The sequence below is a fragment of the Mesobacillus sp. S13 genome, from assembly GCF_020422885.1.
Classification (GTDB): Bacteria; Bacillota; Bacilli; order Bacillales; family Cytobacillaceae; genus Mesobacillus; species Mesobacillus selenatarsenatis_A.
Genome location: NZ_CP084622.1, coordinates 4309197 through 4324155, shown reverse-complemented (window position 1 = coordinate 4324155; position 14959 = coordinate 4309197). Strand labels below are relative to the sequence as shown.

Annotated in this window: 5 protein-coding genes, 1 pseudogene and 1 riboswitch; of the genes and pseudogenes, 5 read left to right on the top strand and 1 reads right to left on the bottom strand. The window is 41.7% G+C overall.

What is annotated here, in order from left to right; all coding sequences use genetic code 11:
* Positions 1 to 11: 11 nt before the first annotated feature.
* The 4 genes and pseudogenes from LGO15_RS21995 (at position 12) to LGO15_RS21980 (ending at position 7438) form a co-directional block, all read left to right on the top strand.
* Entirely contained in the window at positions 12 to 4283 is a 4272-nt protein-coding gene (locus LGO15_RS21995; protein WP_226085957.1) for a bifunctional 2',3'-cyclic-nucleotide 2'-phosphodiesterase/3'-nucleotidase, read from the top strand.
* Between the two features lie 254 nt (positions 4284 to 4537).
* Positions 4538 to 5014: pseudogene (locus tag LGO15_RS21990) on the top strand (SMI1/KNR4 family protein); the annotation flags it as partial.
* Between the two features lie 604 nt (positions 5015 to 5618).
* Entirely contained in the window at positions 5619 to 6269 is a 651-nt protein-coding gene (locus LGO15_RS21985) for a 5-bromo-4-chloroindolyl phosphate hydrolysis family protein (protein ID WP_226085956.1), read from the top strand.
* Positions 6269 to 7438: a toxic anion resistance protein gene (locus LGO15_RS21980; RefSeq protein WP_209438098.1), complete on the top strand. Its 1170-nt coding sequence runs from the start codon at positions 6269 to 6271 to the stop codon at positions 7436 to 7438. The genes LGO15_RS21985 and LGO15_RS21980 overlap by 1 nt, the downstream gene beginning before the upstream one ends.
* A 189-nt stretch (positions 7439 to 7627) precedes the next feature.
* Positions 7628 to 7711: riboswitch (cyclic di-GMP riboswitch) on the bottom strand.
* Between the two features lie 128 nt (positions 7712 to 7839).
* Here LGO15_RS21980 and LGO15_RS21975 read toward each other — a convergent pair.
* Positions 7840 to 8304 (bottom strand): hypothetical protein, encoded by a 465-nt coding sequence (locus LGO15_RS21975; RefSeq protein WP_226085954.1) that lies wholly within the window; start codon positions 8302 to 8304, stop codon positions 7840 to 7842.
* A 611-nt stretch (positions 8305 to 8915) separates the two neighbouring features.
* Here LGO15_RS21975 and LGO15_RS21970 point away from each other — a divergent pair.
* Positions 8916 to 14819 (top strand): 5'-nucleotidase C-terminal domain-containing protein, encoded by a 5904-nt coding sequence (locus LGO15_RS21970; RefSeq protein ID WP_226087960.1) that lies wholly within the window; start codon positions 8916 to 8918, stop codon positions 14817 to 14819.
* Positions 14820 to 14959: the final 140 nt, after the last annotated feature.

Here is a 14959-nt window from a genome sequence, read left to right as displayed (position 1 = left end):
GTGGAAAATTTGTGAGAAGAAAGATTAGGCGAGAAATGAAGAGAAGGCTGTTAAATGGTACGATTGCAGCTACTTTGGTTGCTAGTACTCTTCCAGTTACCTTTGCTCCAGCAGTAGCGAAAGCTGAAGAAACAGCTGCTGTCGAAAATGTTCTTAAAGTGCGTTTATTAGAAACGACAGATGTCCATGGAAATATGATGGATTATGACTACTATAAAGACGCGCCGACCATTGAGTTTGGTCTTGCTAGAACAGCTGAGCTGATTAAAGAAGCGAAGGCAGAAGTTAAAAACTCACTTTTATTTGACAATGGTGACCTTCTTCAAGGTAATCCATTAACTGACTATGTCGCTAAAGTCAAAGGACTGGAAGCTGACGAAGTCCATCCGATTTACAAAGCAATGAATCTATTAGACTATGATGCTGCAACTTTAGGTAACCATGAATTCAACTACGGACTTCCATTCCTTGAGAATGCGTTGGAAGAAGCTGAATTTCCGTATGTAAACGCTAACATCTATGTTGATGACAAAGATGAAGACGATACAAATGATCAAAATGCATATAAGCCATACGAAATCCTTACAAGAACTTTTGAGGATGAAGCAGGCAATAAACATGAAGTAAAGATTGGGGTACTAGGCCTTGTTACTCCTCAGATCATGCAATGGGACAAGGGTAACCTTGAAGGACATGTTAAGACAAAGGATATCGTAGCTACAGCAGAGAAATTCGTTCCTGAAATGCAGGCTGCCGGTGCTGATATCATTGTCACGCTTGCACACACTGGCTTCGACGCTAGTGCAGAAGCTTACACTGAAGCAGAAAATGCTGTTATGCCTTTAAGTGAAGTTGAAGGTATCGATGCAATCCTATTCGGACATAAGCACGTTGTATTCCCAGGCACTGGTTCAGAATTCAAGGTGGACGGTGTAGATGCAACAAAAGGCACAATCAACGGTGTCGCAGCTGTTGAAGCTGGAAACTGGGGCAATAACCTGGGTGTAATCGACCTGACTCTTAAACAAGTAGACGGGAAATGGCAGATAGACGACACTCAAACTCAAGCTGCTGCAAGACCTATTTTTATTACTGATGCTAATAAGAAAAAGGTTCCTCAGGTAGACGGTGCTGATCCTGAAATCGTTGATGCAGTGAAAGAAGCGCATGATGGAACACTTAATTACGTCCGTGGAAAAATCGGTACGACTACCGCGCCAATGTACAGCTTCTTTGCACGTGTACAGGACGATCCAACGATTCAAATCGTGAACAATGCACAAAAATGGTATGTAGAGAAGTATATTAATGAAAAGCTTCCTGAATACAAAGATGTGCCTGTATTATCCGCTGGCGCCCCATTCAAGGCTGGCCGCCAGGGTCCAAGCGATTACACGAGTATCGCGAAAGGTGATCTTTCAATCAAGAGTGCAAACGACCTTTATTTGTACCCTAACACATTGAAGGCTGTTGAATTGACTGGTGCACAGGTAAAAGAATGGCTAGAAATGTCTGCAGGACAATTCAACCAGATCAACCCTGCCAGCACGGACGAGCAAGAACTGATCAACTACTCATTCGAGCCGTTCAACTATGATGTTATTGACGGACTGAAATATGAAATCGACGTTACTCAACCGGCAAAGTACAAGCCAGACGGAACAATCAACGATGCTTCTGCAAGCAGGATCAAGAATCTGACAATGCCAGACGGCACTCCAGTCGACCTTGACCAGAAATTCGTCGTGGTAACGAACAACTACCGTGCGAGCGGCGGCGGAAACTTCCCTGGACTAGCTGGATCGAAGCTTGTCGTTGATTCAGCTGATGAAAACCGTCAAGTATTGATGGATTACATCTCTGAACAGGGCGAAATCAATCCTTCTGCAGACCAAAACTGGAAGATCGCTTCTCCTGGGGAAAATTTGAAGTTGACTTTTAAATCTACACCAGACGCACAAGCAGTTGCTGATGGCAATGTGAAGTTCCTGGATACTTTTACAGATGAAAAAGGCACTTGGGGCAAGTACGAATTAGACTTGACAACTGTTGATGTCCAACTGCTTGGAATCAATGACTTCCATGGCCAAATCAATATTACGAAAAAAGTAAGTAACCGAAACGCGGGACGTGCTGACTATCTGGCAGCTTACCTGAAAGAACGCGAAGCGGCTAACCCTGAGAATACATTCATGCTGCATGCGGGTGACGCAGTAGGCGCAAGTGCTCCAGCATCTGCATTATTGCAGGATGAGCCTACAATCGAGTTGCTGAATGAAATTGGGTTCGACCTAGGAACACTTGGTAACCACGAATTTGATGAAGGCGTAGATGAAATGATGCGTCTGATCAATGGTGGCATTCATGAGAAAACAGGTGATTTTGAGGGCGCTAATTTCCCTTATGTAGCTGCAAACGTAGTCAAAGAGGGAACGGATGAGCTAATTCTGGATCCATACCATATCCAGGAATTTGGCGGTGTGCCAGTAGGATTCATTGGAGTGGTGTACTCTGATACTCCTAGCATCGTAACTCCTAGCGGGACAGCTGGTATCGAGTTCACGGACGAAGTAACAGCAATCAATAAGTACACTCAAGAATTAAAAGATAAAGGTGTCAAAGCAATCGTAGTTGTATCGCATAACCCTGGACAATCGAAGTTTGACGGGTCAGAAGCGACTGGTGAAGTCGTTGATTTCGCGAACAACGTGGACGATGAAGTTGACGTTATCTTTGCTGGACACAGCCACCAATACCTGAACTCTGTTGTTGACGGAAAGCTTCTTGTTCAAGCTTACTCTTCAGGAACTGCGTTCGCGGATGTTGACCTGACACTTGACGTGGAAACAAAAGACATCGTATCCAAGAAAGGTGAAATCGTCACTACTTTCCAGGATGCAATCGAGCCTGACGCTAAAATCAAGGAAATGGTTGATAAGTATGAAGCGGATGTAGCACCAATCATCGGTGAAGTAATCGGTAATGCAGAAGTGGCAATGACACGTGATCAAAACGAGCACGGGGAATCCGTTCTTGGAAACTTGATTGCTGACGCTATGCGCGCTGAGATGGGTACAGACTTCGCATTCATGAACCCAGGCGGAATCCGTGCTGACCTTGATGCGGGTGAAATCACTTGGGGTGAATTGTTCACGATCCAGCCATTCGGCAATGATCTTGTCAGCATGACTCTTAAAGGATCTGAAATCAGAGAATTGCTGAACCAGCAATTCAATCCGGACAAGGTCCGTATGCTTCAACTCTCTGGCTTATCTTACGAATGGTCTGATGAGCTTGAGTATGGCGAAAAGGTATTAGATATCTACCTGCCAAACGGTGAACTAATCGATGAAGATGCTGATTACACTGTCACAGTCAACAACTTCATGGCTGGCGGCGGAGACAACTATACAGCTCTTCTAAAAGGAAGAGATCAATTAATTGGACCGACTGATTTGGAAGGGCTTGTTAATTACGTAAAGGCAAATGAATCAGTAAGTGCTCAAATTGAAGACCGCGTCCTTAAGGTTACTTTAGATGAAGAAGAAGTATTGAATGGCTGGTATGAAGATGAGGATGGATTTACTTATTACTTCATCGATGGTGAAATGGTTACTGATTGGAAAGAAATCGAAGGTGACTGGTACTTCTTTAATGAAGAAGGCATCATGCAAACTGGCTGGGTTAAATCGAAAGGCAAATGGTACTTCCTGAATGAAGAAACCGGCGCAATGGAATCTGGCTGGTTCAAGCACGGGAACCGCATGTACTATCTTGACGAAGATGGCTCTGCTGTCCTTGGCTGGTTCAAGATCGGCAACAAGTGGTACTATTTTGATGAGGTAAAAGAAAGCGGCCAGATGAAAAAAGGCTGGGTTAAGTGGGAGAACAAATGGTACTTCCTCGATGACACAGGCGTTATGAAGACAGGCTGGGTTAAGAACAGCAATAAGTGGTATTTCCTTGATACAAATGGCGCAATGAAAACAGGCTGGGTCAAGGACAAAAACAAATGGTATCTACTTGGACAAGATGGTGACATGCGCACTGGATGGGTTAAAGACAAGAACAAGTGGTACTACCTCGAAAAGTCTGGCGCAATGAAAACAGGCTGGTTCAAGGAAAAAGGCAAGTGGTATTTCCTTGAAACAAGCGGTGCTATGAAGACAGGCTGGGTAAAATCATCCGGCAAATGGTATTTCCTATATAATGACGGAAGCATGGCAGTCAATACCAAGATTGGCAAATACAAAATTGGTAAAGATGGAGCATGGATCCAATAATAAGAAGGACTTTTAACGGACTATAGATACATTTCAGCTGTTGAGAACCTTACTGAATAGCATTCTATTTTTAACAGACCAAATCAATCATGATTTGGTCTGTTTTTTTACAGGGTCATTCCGATCTGTAAAAAATTTTATCAACTAGTGGTAGCGCGCTTATGATTATGGCGGGGGAAAACCTTCCTAGAAGAAACAGCGAAGTGAGATATTTATCTTCAGTTAGTAATCCATGTAAAATATATCTAATTAAAATGGTTAATTTTAAAGGGGATTTTACTGTGAATAATATTTGGCAAGAAGGTAATGATTACGGCAAATTAGAGCCCTTAACAGATGAAATCGTGAAACAGGCAGAAGGAAAGTTGGAAATTAAACTGCCAACCTCCTACATAAGTATTTTGAAACAACAAAATGGCGGTTATATCAAATTCAATACATATCCTTTGAATGCACCTGTATCTATGGTTGGGAACTATGTTAATGTTGACCATATTTTTGGTATAGGAATGGGCAAGGAAAAAGGAATATTAGAAAGTAAGTATTTAATACAGGAATGGGAATTGCCGGATAATATTGTTCTTATATCTGGAGATGGGCACTCTTGGATTGCGCTTGATTATCGGACGAGTAAAATAGAGCCTCCAGTAATTTTGATAGATGCTGAAAGCAATGAAGAAATACAATTAGCGAAAGACTTTGAAGAATTTATCAATGGTCTTATGAATTACACTGAAGAATCTGGAATGGACGAAATGAATTCAATCCAACCAGATATGGAGAACAGAGGCTATTACACTGAAATAGATGAAGTAATTAGCAAGGGAACACCGAAAGAAATAGACCGGGTATTTACTAAGATTCTATCAACAAATAATGAATTGATCCGGTATATGGTCGAAAAACTGAGGAAACACGAAAAGCCTAAAGTCCATTTTAACCTGCTTCTTTTTCTATCCTGCTGTGCAGAAGGGGATAATAAAGGAATCTTAGAAGATAACTACCTAAATGAAGTTTTGCTAGACCTCTCCAAGAGTAAAAATAAAGACGTAAAAGACTTCGCCCAATACTCCCTGACACAATTGCATAGTAGACTAAAATAATTCGGGTGGTGCCTGTCACCACCCGAATTTTGTCGAATCTACGTCTCTAGACCTAGACTGGGTTACAGTCCAGGTCTGTAGAATTTCATTGTGATTTCAGGTATTGTATATTCATAGGAAACTTATTTCCAAATGATAATTTTAATGAAACATTTTGTTTACTTTGTTCGTATGTATTAGAAGGTCCAACTGCCTTTTATGAAAGGAACTTAAAGTCAGGAGTCGATATTAAATGAACCCATTTTTCTCGTTTATAATCCGAACTGCCGTATCGTTGCCGTCTTCGATTTTAATTTGGCTGGTCAGCTTTTTTGGTTTCGACCAGACTTTTTCAATGGCCTCAATTGTTGCAATTGTGGGAGGAGGCATTGTTTATTGGCTGACTGGATCCGTTTTGAAGAATAGATTTCTTAAAAAGCACGGCCTTTCACGTAAGGAATACCAATATATTAAGAAAAACCTTGATGAAGCAAAGCTGAAAATCAACCGTTTGCAAAAAGCGCTTTTTTCCATTAAACATATCCGGTCCTTGAAAGACAGGATTGAACTTTTAAGGATGACAAAAAACATCTATAAATTGACGAATAAGGAACCGAGCAGGTTTTACCAGGCTGAAAAGTTCTACTTCTCACACCTTGATTCGGTTCTTGAACTGACTGAGAAGTACGCATTTCTTTCTTCTCAATCAAAGACAAATCGCGAACTAGAGTATTCTCTCAGGGACAGCCAGGAAACATTAGAGGATTTGACTAAGCTTGTGGAGAAGGATTTATATGTACTGCTGTCGAATGATATTGACCATCTAAACTTTGAAATCGACGTCGCGAAAAACTCGATCAAGAAGTATAAAGAGCTCCCAGATGAGAGCAGGAGGTTAAAATAATGGCTGAAAAAGACTTTCTAAAAGAATCCAATAATATCATGGATGATCTACTTGCCAATCCGTTCAGTGATACACCCGAAATGGCTATGCAGCCACAGGTGAAAGAAGGGGCAAAACCTGTTAAGTTGATTGATGTAATCCCTCCGGAAAACAGGGAGAGGGCATATCAGCTTGCTGCCCAGATTGATCCGAAAAATCAGCAGGCGATGATTACGTATGGTTCCCAGGCTCAGGGAAAACTCCTGACGTTCTCGCATGCCATGCTGGAGCATGTCCAGAAAAAGGATGTTGGTGAGGTCGGTGACATCATCAATGATTTGATGAAACGCCTGAATGATATGAATCCAGAGGAACTGAGTCCGGAAAAACAATCTTTCTTTTCGCGCATTTTCGGAAAAATTTCTGGATCTGTTCAGGAAATCCTCTCAAAATACCAGAAGACAAGCGCGCAGATAGATCGAATCAGCGTAAAGCTTGATCGCAGCAAGAATGTACTTTTATCTGATATTGGCATGCTTGAAAAATTGTATGAAACGAACAAAGAGTATTTCAATGCGTTGAATATTTATATTGCAGCAGGTGAATTGAAGCTTGAGGAGCTGCACCAAAAAACGATCCCAGAGCTAAAAAGGGCTGCAGAAGAGTCGCAGGATCAGATGAAATTCCAGGAAGTAAATGATATGCTCCAATTTGCAGACCGTCTTGATAAAAGGCTGTACGATCTGAAACTAAGCAGGGAAATCACCATCCAGAGCGCTCCGCAGATCCGATTGATTCAAAACACGAACCAGGCTCTCGTCGAGAAAATACAATCCTCGATTGTAACGGCCATTCCTTTATGGAAAAATCAGGTCGCAATTGCTTTGACCTTGATCAGGCAGCGGCATGCTGTTGAAGCCCAAAAGCAAGTTTCGAAGACGACAAATGAATTATTGCTTAAAAATGCCGAGATGTTAAAAACGAATACGATTGAAACAGCAAAAGAAAATGAGCGGGGGCTGGTTGAAATCGAAACATTGAAGAAGACCCAGGAGAACCTGATCACAACACTTGAGGAAACTATGAGAATCCAACAGGAAGGACGTTCAAAACGAAGGCAGGCAGAACAGGACCTGGCAGCCATGGAGAACGAGTTGAAGCTCAAGCTTCTGGAGATAAAAGGAGATTAAAAGAAAGGTGCTGACCAATTGGTCAGCACCTTTTACATTTCGTTAACTAAAATAGTGACTAGCGTACTCAAGACAACAGAGGTAAACAACAAGGTAGTGTAGAGAATATATTTATTTCTTTTTTTCTTTCTCAACTTTGCTTCAGGTGTAAGTGAATAATAGTTAGACATCAACAATTCTCCTTTAATTGATGGTAGCTGGCTGGCATTGTCATTGACAGAAGCCCCTATAGCTTTGCGTCATTACCTTTCAGTAACTTTGCCCGCTAACCAATATATCGACAGGAAAGAAAAAACTTTAACCCATTCGACAAAAATCGGGTGGTGACAGGCACCGCTCGAATATTATTTTACTGAGTTTGTCGTTTTCTGTCGATATGCCTGAGGGTATTAATAAGGATATTAATTATTATAATCCCAAATTATCGCCCATTCTTTCTGGTGTTTGACGACATAAACCTCCTGGACGAAGCTGAATTTTCCGTATTTACCATTGTATGATTGGGTCACCAGGTATTTATAAGCTGTCTTGAATGGCTTTTCTCCTTTGGCAGGTCGCCAATTTTGAATTTCTTCCCCTTCGCTAACCAAAAACTCGAAAGATTCCGCTCCAAAGTGGCCAATGAAAACATGGGATCGGTCCTGTATGAACGAAGCCTTTGGAAATTTCTCTTTCATATAAGGATGGAACAAATCCCATGAGTCTGAATAGTTATTTTTTTGTTCCAACGAGTAGAATTTCTCGACCGTGGCAGCTGAGCTATTCCCTAGCGAAAAAAATACCAGTCTTACAATGACAATAATAAGTCCGGCAACCGTTAATAAGATTAATATCCTGGGAGAAAAGAAAGGTTTGTTCCTTCGCATAAATAATCTCCTTTTAAGCCGTCTTGGTTAAATAAGTATGAACTCAAATAAAGGAATATACGGAATAATGAGACTGCACTGATTTTGAGAATTCGTGCGCATTTGGCAGATATAAACATTATTCTCCTGCGTAATGATATGTAAATTTTGGAAGGTAAAGGGTCAGTCGTCAAAACTAGCTAGATTACCCAAGGGTTTGAATTATAATTATATAATTATCATGAGGGAATATATTGATTTTACGCTTATTATCTTTAAAATAATGATATTTTCATAAAATATTGTAAGCAGAGAAACATATTTATAAGATTTTTGACAAAATTTTAAAAATAGGATAAAAGTCTGTAAAGTTTGTTAAAATGTGTAGAAATTTAATAGTTATCTATAATACAATGAAAAGGAAGTAGCTTTAGAAAAAAAGAAAAGGAGGATGTGAGCAGAATCTACTCTATGGCTGAGAGTTACAAATCTTACAGAACACCTTTAAAATTTTTCACGATATATGAAAACGTTTTCAAAAATTAAGGTGAATAAGGTTACTTTCAGCACATAGGAAGTCGGACGTCAAGCCACAACCAAATTGTTCCATAAGGAGGAAAATTAGATTGAACATGTTTAAGAAACAATGGTTCGCTCTATTGACAATCTTTACATTGTTAGTAGGGTACGCTGTTCCAATCGCTCAAGTTGTAAGTGCTGAGGAGAGCTTTATAACTGTTGAAGAGGCAATTGCAACCTATAATGCAGATCCAGCAGCAAAACCAGCACCTACAGTAAAAGGTTATATTGTAGGTCATGTTGCATCAACTGGAACGGGAGACTTTGAAGCTCCGTTCAAGGATGATTATAATTTGCTGATTGCTGATACTCCTGACCAAAGGGATACAACCAAACTATTATCTGTGCAATTAACTTCTGGTTACCGTTCACAGTTTGGGTTGGCAACAAATCCAAGCATTATCGGGAAAGAAGTGGTAATAACTGGTACTCTTGAATATTACTACGGATTTCCAGGGCTAAAGTCACCTTCAGCTATACACTTCTATGGAGAGGCTCCACCACCACCACCGCCTTTTGAAGGGGTTAAAGGATTAAAGATAGCGGATATTCAGGGTGAAACCCATACTTCTCCTTATAAGGATCAAAAGGTAGAAGCAGTAGAAGGAATTGTTACTCATGTAGTTGATAATTCGAATTTCTTTATGCAATCTGCTACTCCAGATGAAAACTCAAAGACTGCAGAAGGTATCCTTGTATATAAAACGAGCCATGGTGCTGCAGTAGGCGACCATGTAAAAGTCAATGGACTCGTAAAAGAATGGGTCCTTGATGGATATGCTGAAAAGTTAGAAACTGATCTTGCGATGACGGAAATTAATGCTATAGAAGGTTCTGTTGACAAAGTATCAAGTGGCAACGAACTTCCTGCAGCTGTCGTAATGGGTAAGGATGTACAACCTCCAACTCAAGTCATTGATAATGATGCTTTTGCTGAATTCGATCCACAGCAAGATGGAATCGATTTTTACGAAAGTCTTGAAGGTATGCGCATTGCACTTGAGAACCCAACTGCTGTTGGACCTCAAAAATATGGCGAAATTCCGGTAATCATCGAAAAGGTTGAAGGAAAGACTTACACGGATGCTGGCGGTACAATCCTTTCAGAGGATAACAGCAATCCGGAAAGATTCCACCTGTTGACTAATGACCGTGATTTCGTTGTCAAAACTGGTGACTCTTTCAATGGTACAGTAACTGGCGTAGTCAGCTACGGTTTTGGCAACTATAAAGTATTAGTTTCAGAGTTGCCGCAAAAAGTTGAAGGATCAAACGAACGTGAAGTAGCTACCATTGTTAAAGCTGACGATGAATTGACTGTCGCTTCATACAATATCGAAAACTTCACGGGAAATGACCAGGAAAAAGTAGATAAAATTGCTGAATCAATTGTAAATAATTTAAAAACTCCTGATATTATCGGACTTGTAGAAGTTCAGGATAATAATGGTCCAACAGATGATGGTACAGTTGACGCTGACAAAAACTATGAAGCTTTAATTGCGGCTATCGCAGCACATAACGGTCCGACATACGAATGGACTGACATCGCTCCAGAAAATAAGGTTGACGGTGGACAGCCAGGCGGAAACATCCGTGTTGGTTTCATCTACAACCCAGAACGCGTAACATTAAATGAAGGTACAAAAGGTAGTGCAACACAAGCAGTAGGTTACGAGAATGGTTCATTGACTCTTAACCCAGGAAGAATCGATCCTACAAACGCTGCCTTTGAAAGCAGCCGTAAGCCATTGGCAGCTGAATTCACTTTTAACGGTGAAGAAGTGATTGTGATTGCGAACCACTTCAACTCAAAAGGCGGAGACCAGGGTCTTTTCGGAAAGCACCAGCCTCCTGTACTTGGAAGTGAAACACAACGTATCGAAATCGCGAACGTTGTTAGAGGTTTCATTGAAGATGTTTTAAGCAAAAACGCAGACGCTAACGTAGTTGTGCTTGGTGACTTAAACGACTTTGAATTCTCTAACCCAATTCAAACGCTAAAAGGCAATATCTTAACAAATCTTGTTGAAATGGTGCCAAAAGCAGAACGTTATACGTATAACTATCAAGGTAATGCTCAAGTTCTTGACCATATCCTTGCAACAAACGAATTGGCTGCAGGTGCGGAAGCTGATATCGTACACCTTAACTCTCAATTCATGGAGGCACACGGACGTGTGAGTGACCATGATGCAGTATTAGCACAGTTCAGCTTTGCTCCAGCTGTAGAAGAGCCATTCAAGCTGTCTGTCATGCACACAAATGACAGCCACGCGAATGTTGAGAAATACCCAAGACTTACAACAGCTGTAAACACAGTAAGAGAAACTAAGCCAAATGCCCTTCTTTTAGACGCTGGGGACGTATTCTCTGGAACGCTTTACTTCAATAAGTATCTTGGCCTTGCAGACATGGAATTCATGAATGCTCTTGGCTATGATGCTATGACTCTTGGAAACCATGAGTTTGACAAGGATTCGACTGTTCTATCAAACTTCATTAAAGCGATGGAGTTCCCGATTGTAAGTGCGAACGTAAATGTAAAGAATGATGAAATCCTTTCTCCGTTTTTCGCTGATGAGATCAGTGCATCTCCAGTTGGAGGAAAAATCTACCCAGCGATCATCAAAGAAGTAGAAGGTGAAAAGGTTGGTATTTTCGGTTTGACAACTGAAGACACAGTTTTTCTTTCATCTCCTTCTGAAGATATCGTGTTTGAAAAAGCGGTAGATAAAGCAAATGCAACAGTAGCTGCCCTTGAAGCTCAAGGCGTGAATAAGATTGTCCTGATCTCTCACTCTGGCTTCAATGTGGAAAAAGCTTTAGCTGAAGCAGTAGACGGCATCGACCTTCTAGTCGGCGGCCACTCTCATACAAAGCTAGAAAAGCCTGTCCTCGTTGAAAAGGACGAGCCTACGGTAATCGTACAAGCGAATGAATACCTGAACTACCTTGGAGTCGTTGATGTAACCTTCAACGAAGACGGTGTAGTAACAGATTTCGCTGGTGAGCTATTGGATACCAAGACTTTCGAAGAAGATGCAACAGCTGCAGCTCGTGTGAAAGAATTGGCTGCTCCAATCGAGGAACTGAAAAAGACGGTCATCGGCCAGTCTGAAGTAGTCCTTGATGGTGCCCGTGCAAATGTACGTACAAAAGAAACAAACCTTGGTAACATGATTGCAGATGGCATGCTTGCAAAAGCGAATGAATTCGAACCAACTGATATTGCCATCCAAAACGGCGGCGGTATCCGCGCATCAATCGACCAGGGAGAAGTTACACTTGGAGAAGTCCACACAGTATTGCCATTCCAGAACCTGCTTGTAACTATGCAGTTAACAGGAGAAGAAATCTGGCAAGCTCTTGAGCATGGTGTAAGTGGAGTTGAAACAGGTGAAGGAAGATTCCTTCAGGTAGCAGGACTTCAGTTTAAATACGACGCATACAAGCAAGTTGGCCAGCGCGTTTGGGAAGTGAACGTAAAGACTGAAGATGGATTTGCTCCGATTGAATTGGACAAAACCTATAACGTAGCAACAAATGCATTCACAGCTAACGGTGGAGATGGCTTCACAATGCTTAAAAAGGCAAAGGATGAAGGTCGTATCCACGACTTGTTTGTGGTAGATTACGAAATCCTTTCTGAATACATTGAGAAGAATAGCCCGGTTGCCCCTGCTGTTGAAGGCAGAATCGTCGCAGAATTGAATCCGGTATTCAATTTGTCTGTCATGCATACAAATGACAGCCATGCGAATGTAGAGAAGTACCCAAGACTTACAACAGCTGTTAAGACAGTAAGAGAGACTAAGCCAAATGCTCTTCTTTTAGATGCTGGTGACGTATTCTCTGGAACACTTTACTTCAATAAGTATCTTGGTCTTGCAGACATGGAATTCATGAATGCTCTTGGCTATGATGCTATGACTCTTGGAAACCATGAGTTTGATAAGGATTCGCAAGTTCTAGCAAACTTCATTAACGCAATGGAGTTCCCAATCGTAAGTGCGAACGTAAATGTAACAAAGGATGAAATCCTTTCTCCATTCTTCGCGGATGAGATCAGCGCATCTCCAGAAGGCGGCAAGATCTATCCAGCGATCATCAAAGAGGTAGAAGGTAACAAGGTTGGTATTTTTGGTTTGACTACTGAAGATACTGTATTCCTTTCTTCTCCATCTGAAGATATTGAGTTTGAGAAAGCGGTAGACAAAGCAAATGAAACTATAGCTGCCCTTGAAGCTCAAGGCGTGAACAAGATTGTACTTGTTTCACACTCAGGCTTCAATGTTGAAAAGGCTCTTGCTGAAGCAGTAGACGGCATCGACCTTCTAGTCGGCGGTCACTCTCATACGAAGCTTGAAAAGCCTGTCCTAGTTGATAAGGACGAACCTACAGTTATCGTACAAGCAAACGAATACCTGAACTACCTTGGAGTTGTTGATGTAACGTTCAACGCAGAAGGCGTAGTAACAGGATTCGAAGGCGAACTATTGGATACAAAGACTTTCGAAGAAGATGCAACAGCTGCAGCTCGTGTGAAAGAATTGGCTGCTCCAATTGAAGAATTAAAGAAAACAGTCATCGGTTCATCTGAGGTTGTTCTTGATGGCGAGCGTGCTAACGTCCGTACAAAAGAAACAAACCTTGGAAACCTGATTGCAGATGGAATGCTTGCAAAGGCAAATGAATTGGAGAAAGAGCCAGTCCACATTGCCATCCAGAACGGCGGCGGCATCCGAGCTTCAATCGACCAAGGTGATGTAACGCTTGGAGAAGTCCACACTGTGTTGCCATTCCAGAATCTGCTTGTCACTATGCAGTTGACAGGTGAAGAAATCTTACTGGCACTTGAACATAGTGTAGGTGATGTAGAAAATGCTGCTGGAAGATTCCTTCAGGTAGCAGGACTTCAGTTTAAATACGACCCTTCCAAGCCTGCTGGCGAGAGAGTCTGGGAAGTGAATGTCAAGACTGAAAACGGCTACCAGCCATTAGATTTAGAAGCAACTTACAGTGTAGCTACAAACGCTTTTACAGCTAACGGCGGAGACGGCTTCACAATGCTTAAGAATGCAAAGGATGAAGGTCGCATCCACGACTTGTTCGTAGTAGACTACGAGATTCTTTCTGAGTACATTACAGAACACAGCCCGGTAGCTCCAACAGTTGAGGGCAGAATCATCGCTGAAGAAATGCCAGTTGATGAAGTAATGGATGGCTGGTATGAAGATGAAGAAGGAAACTACTACTTCTACATTGACGGAGAAATGGTAACTGGCTGGGAAGAAATCGATGGTGACTGGTACTTCTTCAATGAAGACGGCATCATGCAGACTGGCTGGGAAAAAGTGAACGGCAAATGGTACTACCTGAATGAAGATGGTGCTATGGAATCCGGCTGGCTGCAGCTTGGAAATCGCTGGTATTTCCTTGATGAGGAAAACGGCGATGCTAAACTTGGCTGGTTCAAGGTCGGAAACAAGTGGTACTACTTCGACGAAGTGAAAGAAAGCGGCCAAATGAAAACTGGCTGGCTGAAGTGGAACAACAAATGGTACTTCCTATCTGCTGATGGAGATATGCAGACTGGCTGGGAAAAAGTCAATGGTAAGTGGTACTTCCTTGCTGCAAATGGCGATATGCAAACTGGCTGGAAGAAAATCAGCGGCAAGTGGTACTTCCTGAACCATAAAGATGGCTATATGCATACTGGCTGGTTCAAATGGAACAACAAGTGGTATTACCTTGATACAGTTAATGGTGACATGGAAACTGGCTGGGAGAAAGTAAACGGCAAGTGGTACTTCCTAGCTGACAGCGGCGTCATGATGACTGGCTGGGTAAAATCAGGCACAAAATGGTACTATCTGTACAAAGATGGAAGCATGGCTGTCAATACAGTGATCGACGGATACAAGATCGGTAAAGACGGAGCGTGGATTAAGTAAGGAAGAAAGGGCTGTCCAGAAATGGACAGTCCTTTTTTGTATTGAAATTTAATTTATCCGGCTGCTTATATTCGTAATTGATAGAAAGACTATTTTGCTTCTAATTGTTGCCTCGCGAAAAAACTGCTAATAATCTGGGA

Excerpts from the sequence above, each read along its gene's own strand:
- LGO15_RS21985 (WP_226085956.1), top strand. The coding sequence starts at position 5,619 with ATGAACCCATTTTTCTCGTTTATAATCCGAACTGCCGTATCGTTGCCG.
- LGO15_RS21980 (WP_209438098.1), top strand. The coding sequence starts at position 6,269 with ATGGCTGAAAAAGACTTTCTAAAAGAATCCAATAATATCATGGATGAT.
- LGO15_RS21975 (WP_226085954.1), bottom strand. The coding sequence starts at position 8,304 with ATGCGAAGGAACAAACCTTTCTTTTCTCCCAGGATATTAATCTTATTA.
- LGO15_RS21970 (WP_226087960.1), top strand. The coding sequence starts at position 8,916 with ATGTTTAAGAAACAATGGTTCGCTCTATTGACAATCTTTACATTGTTA.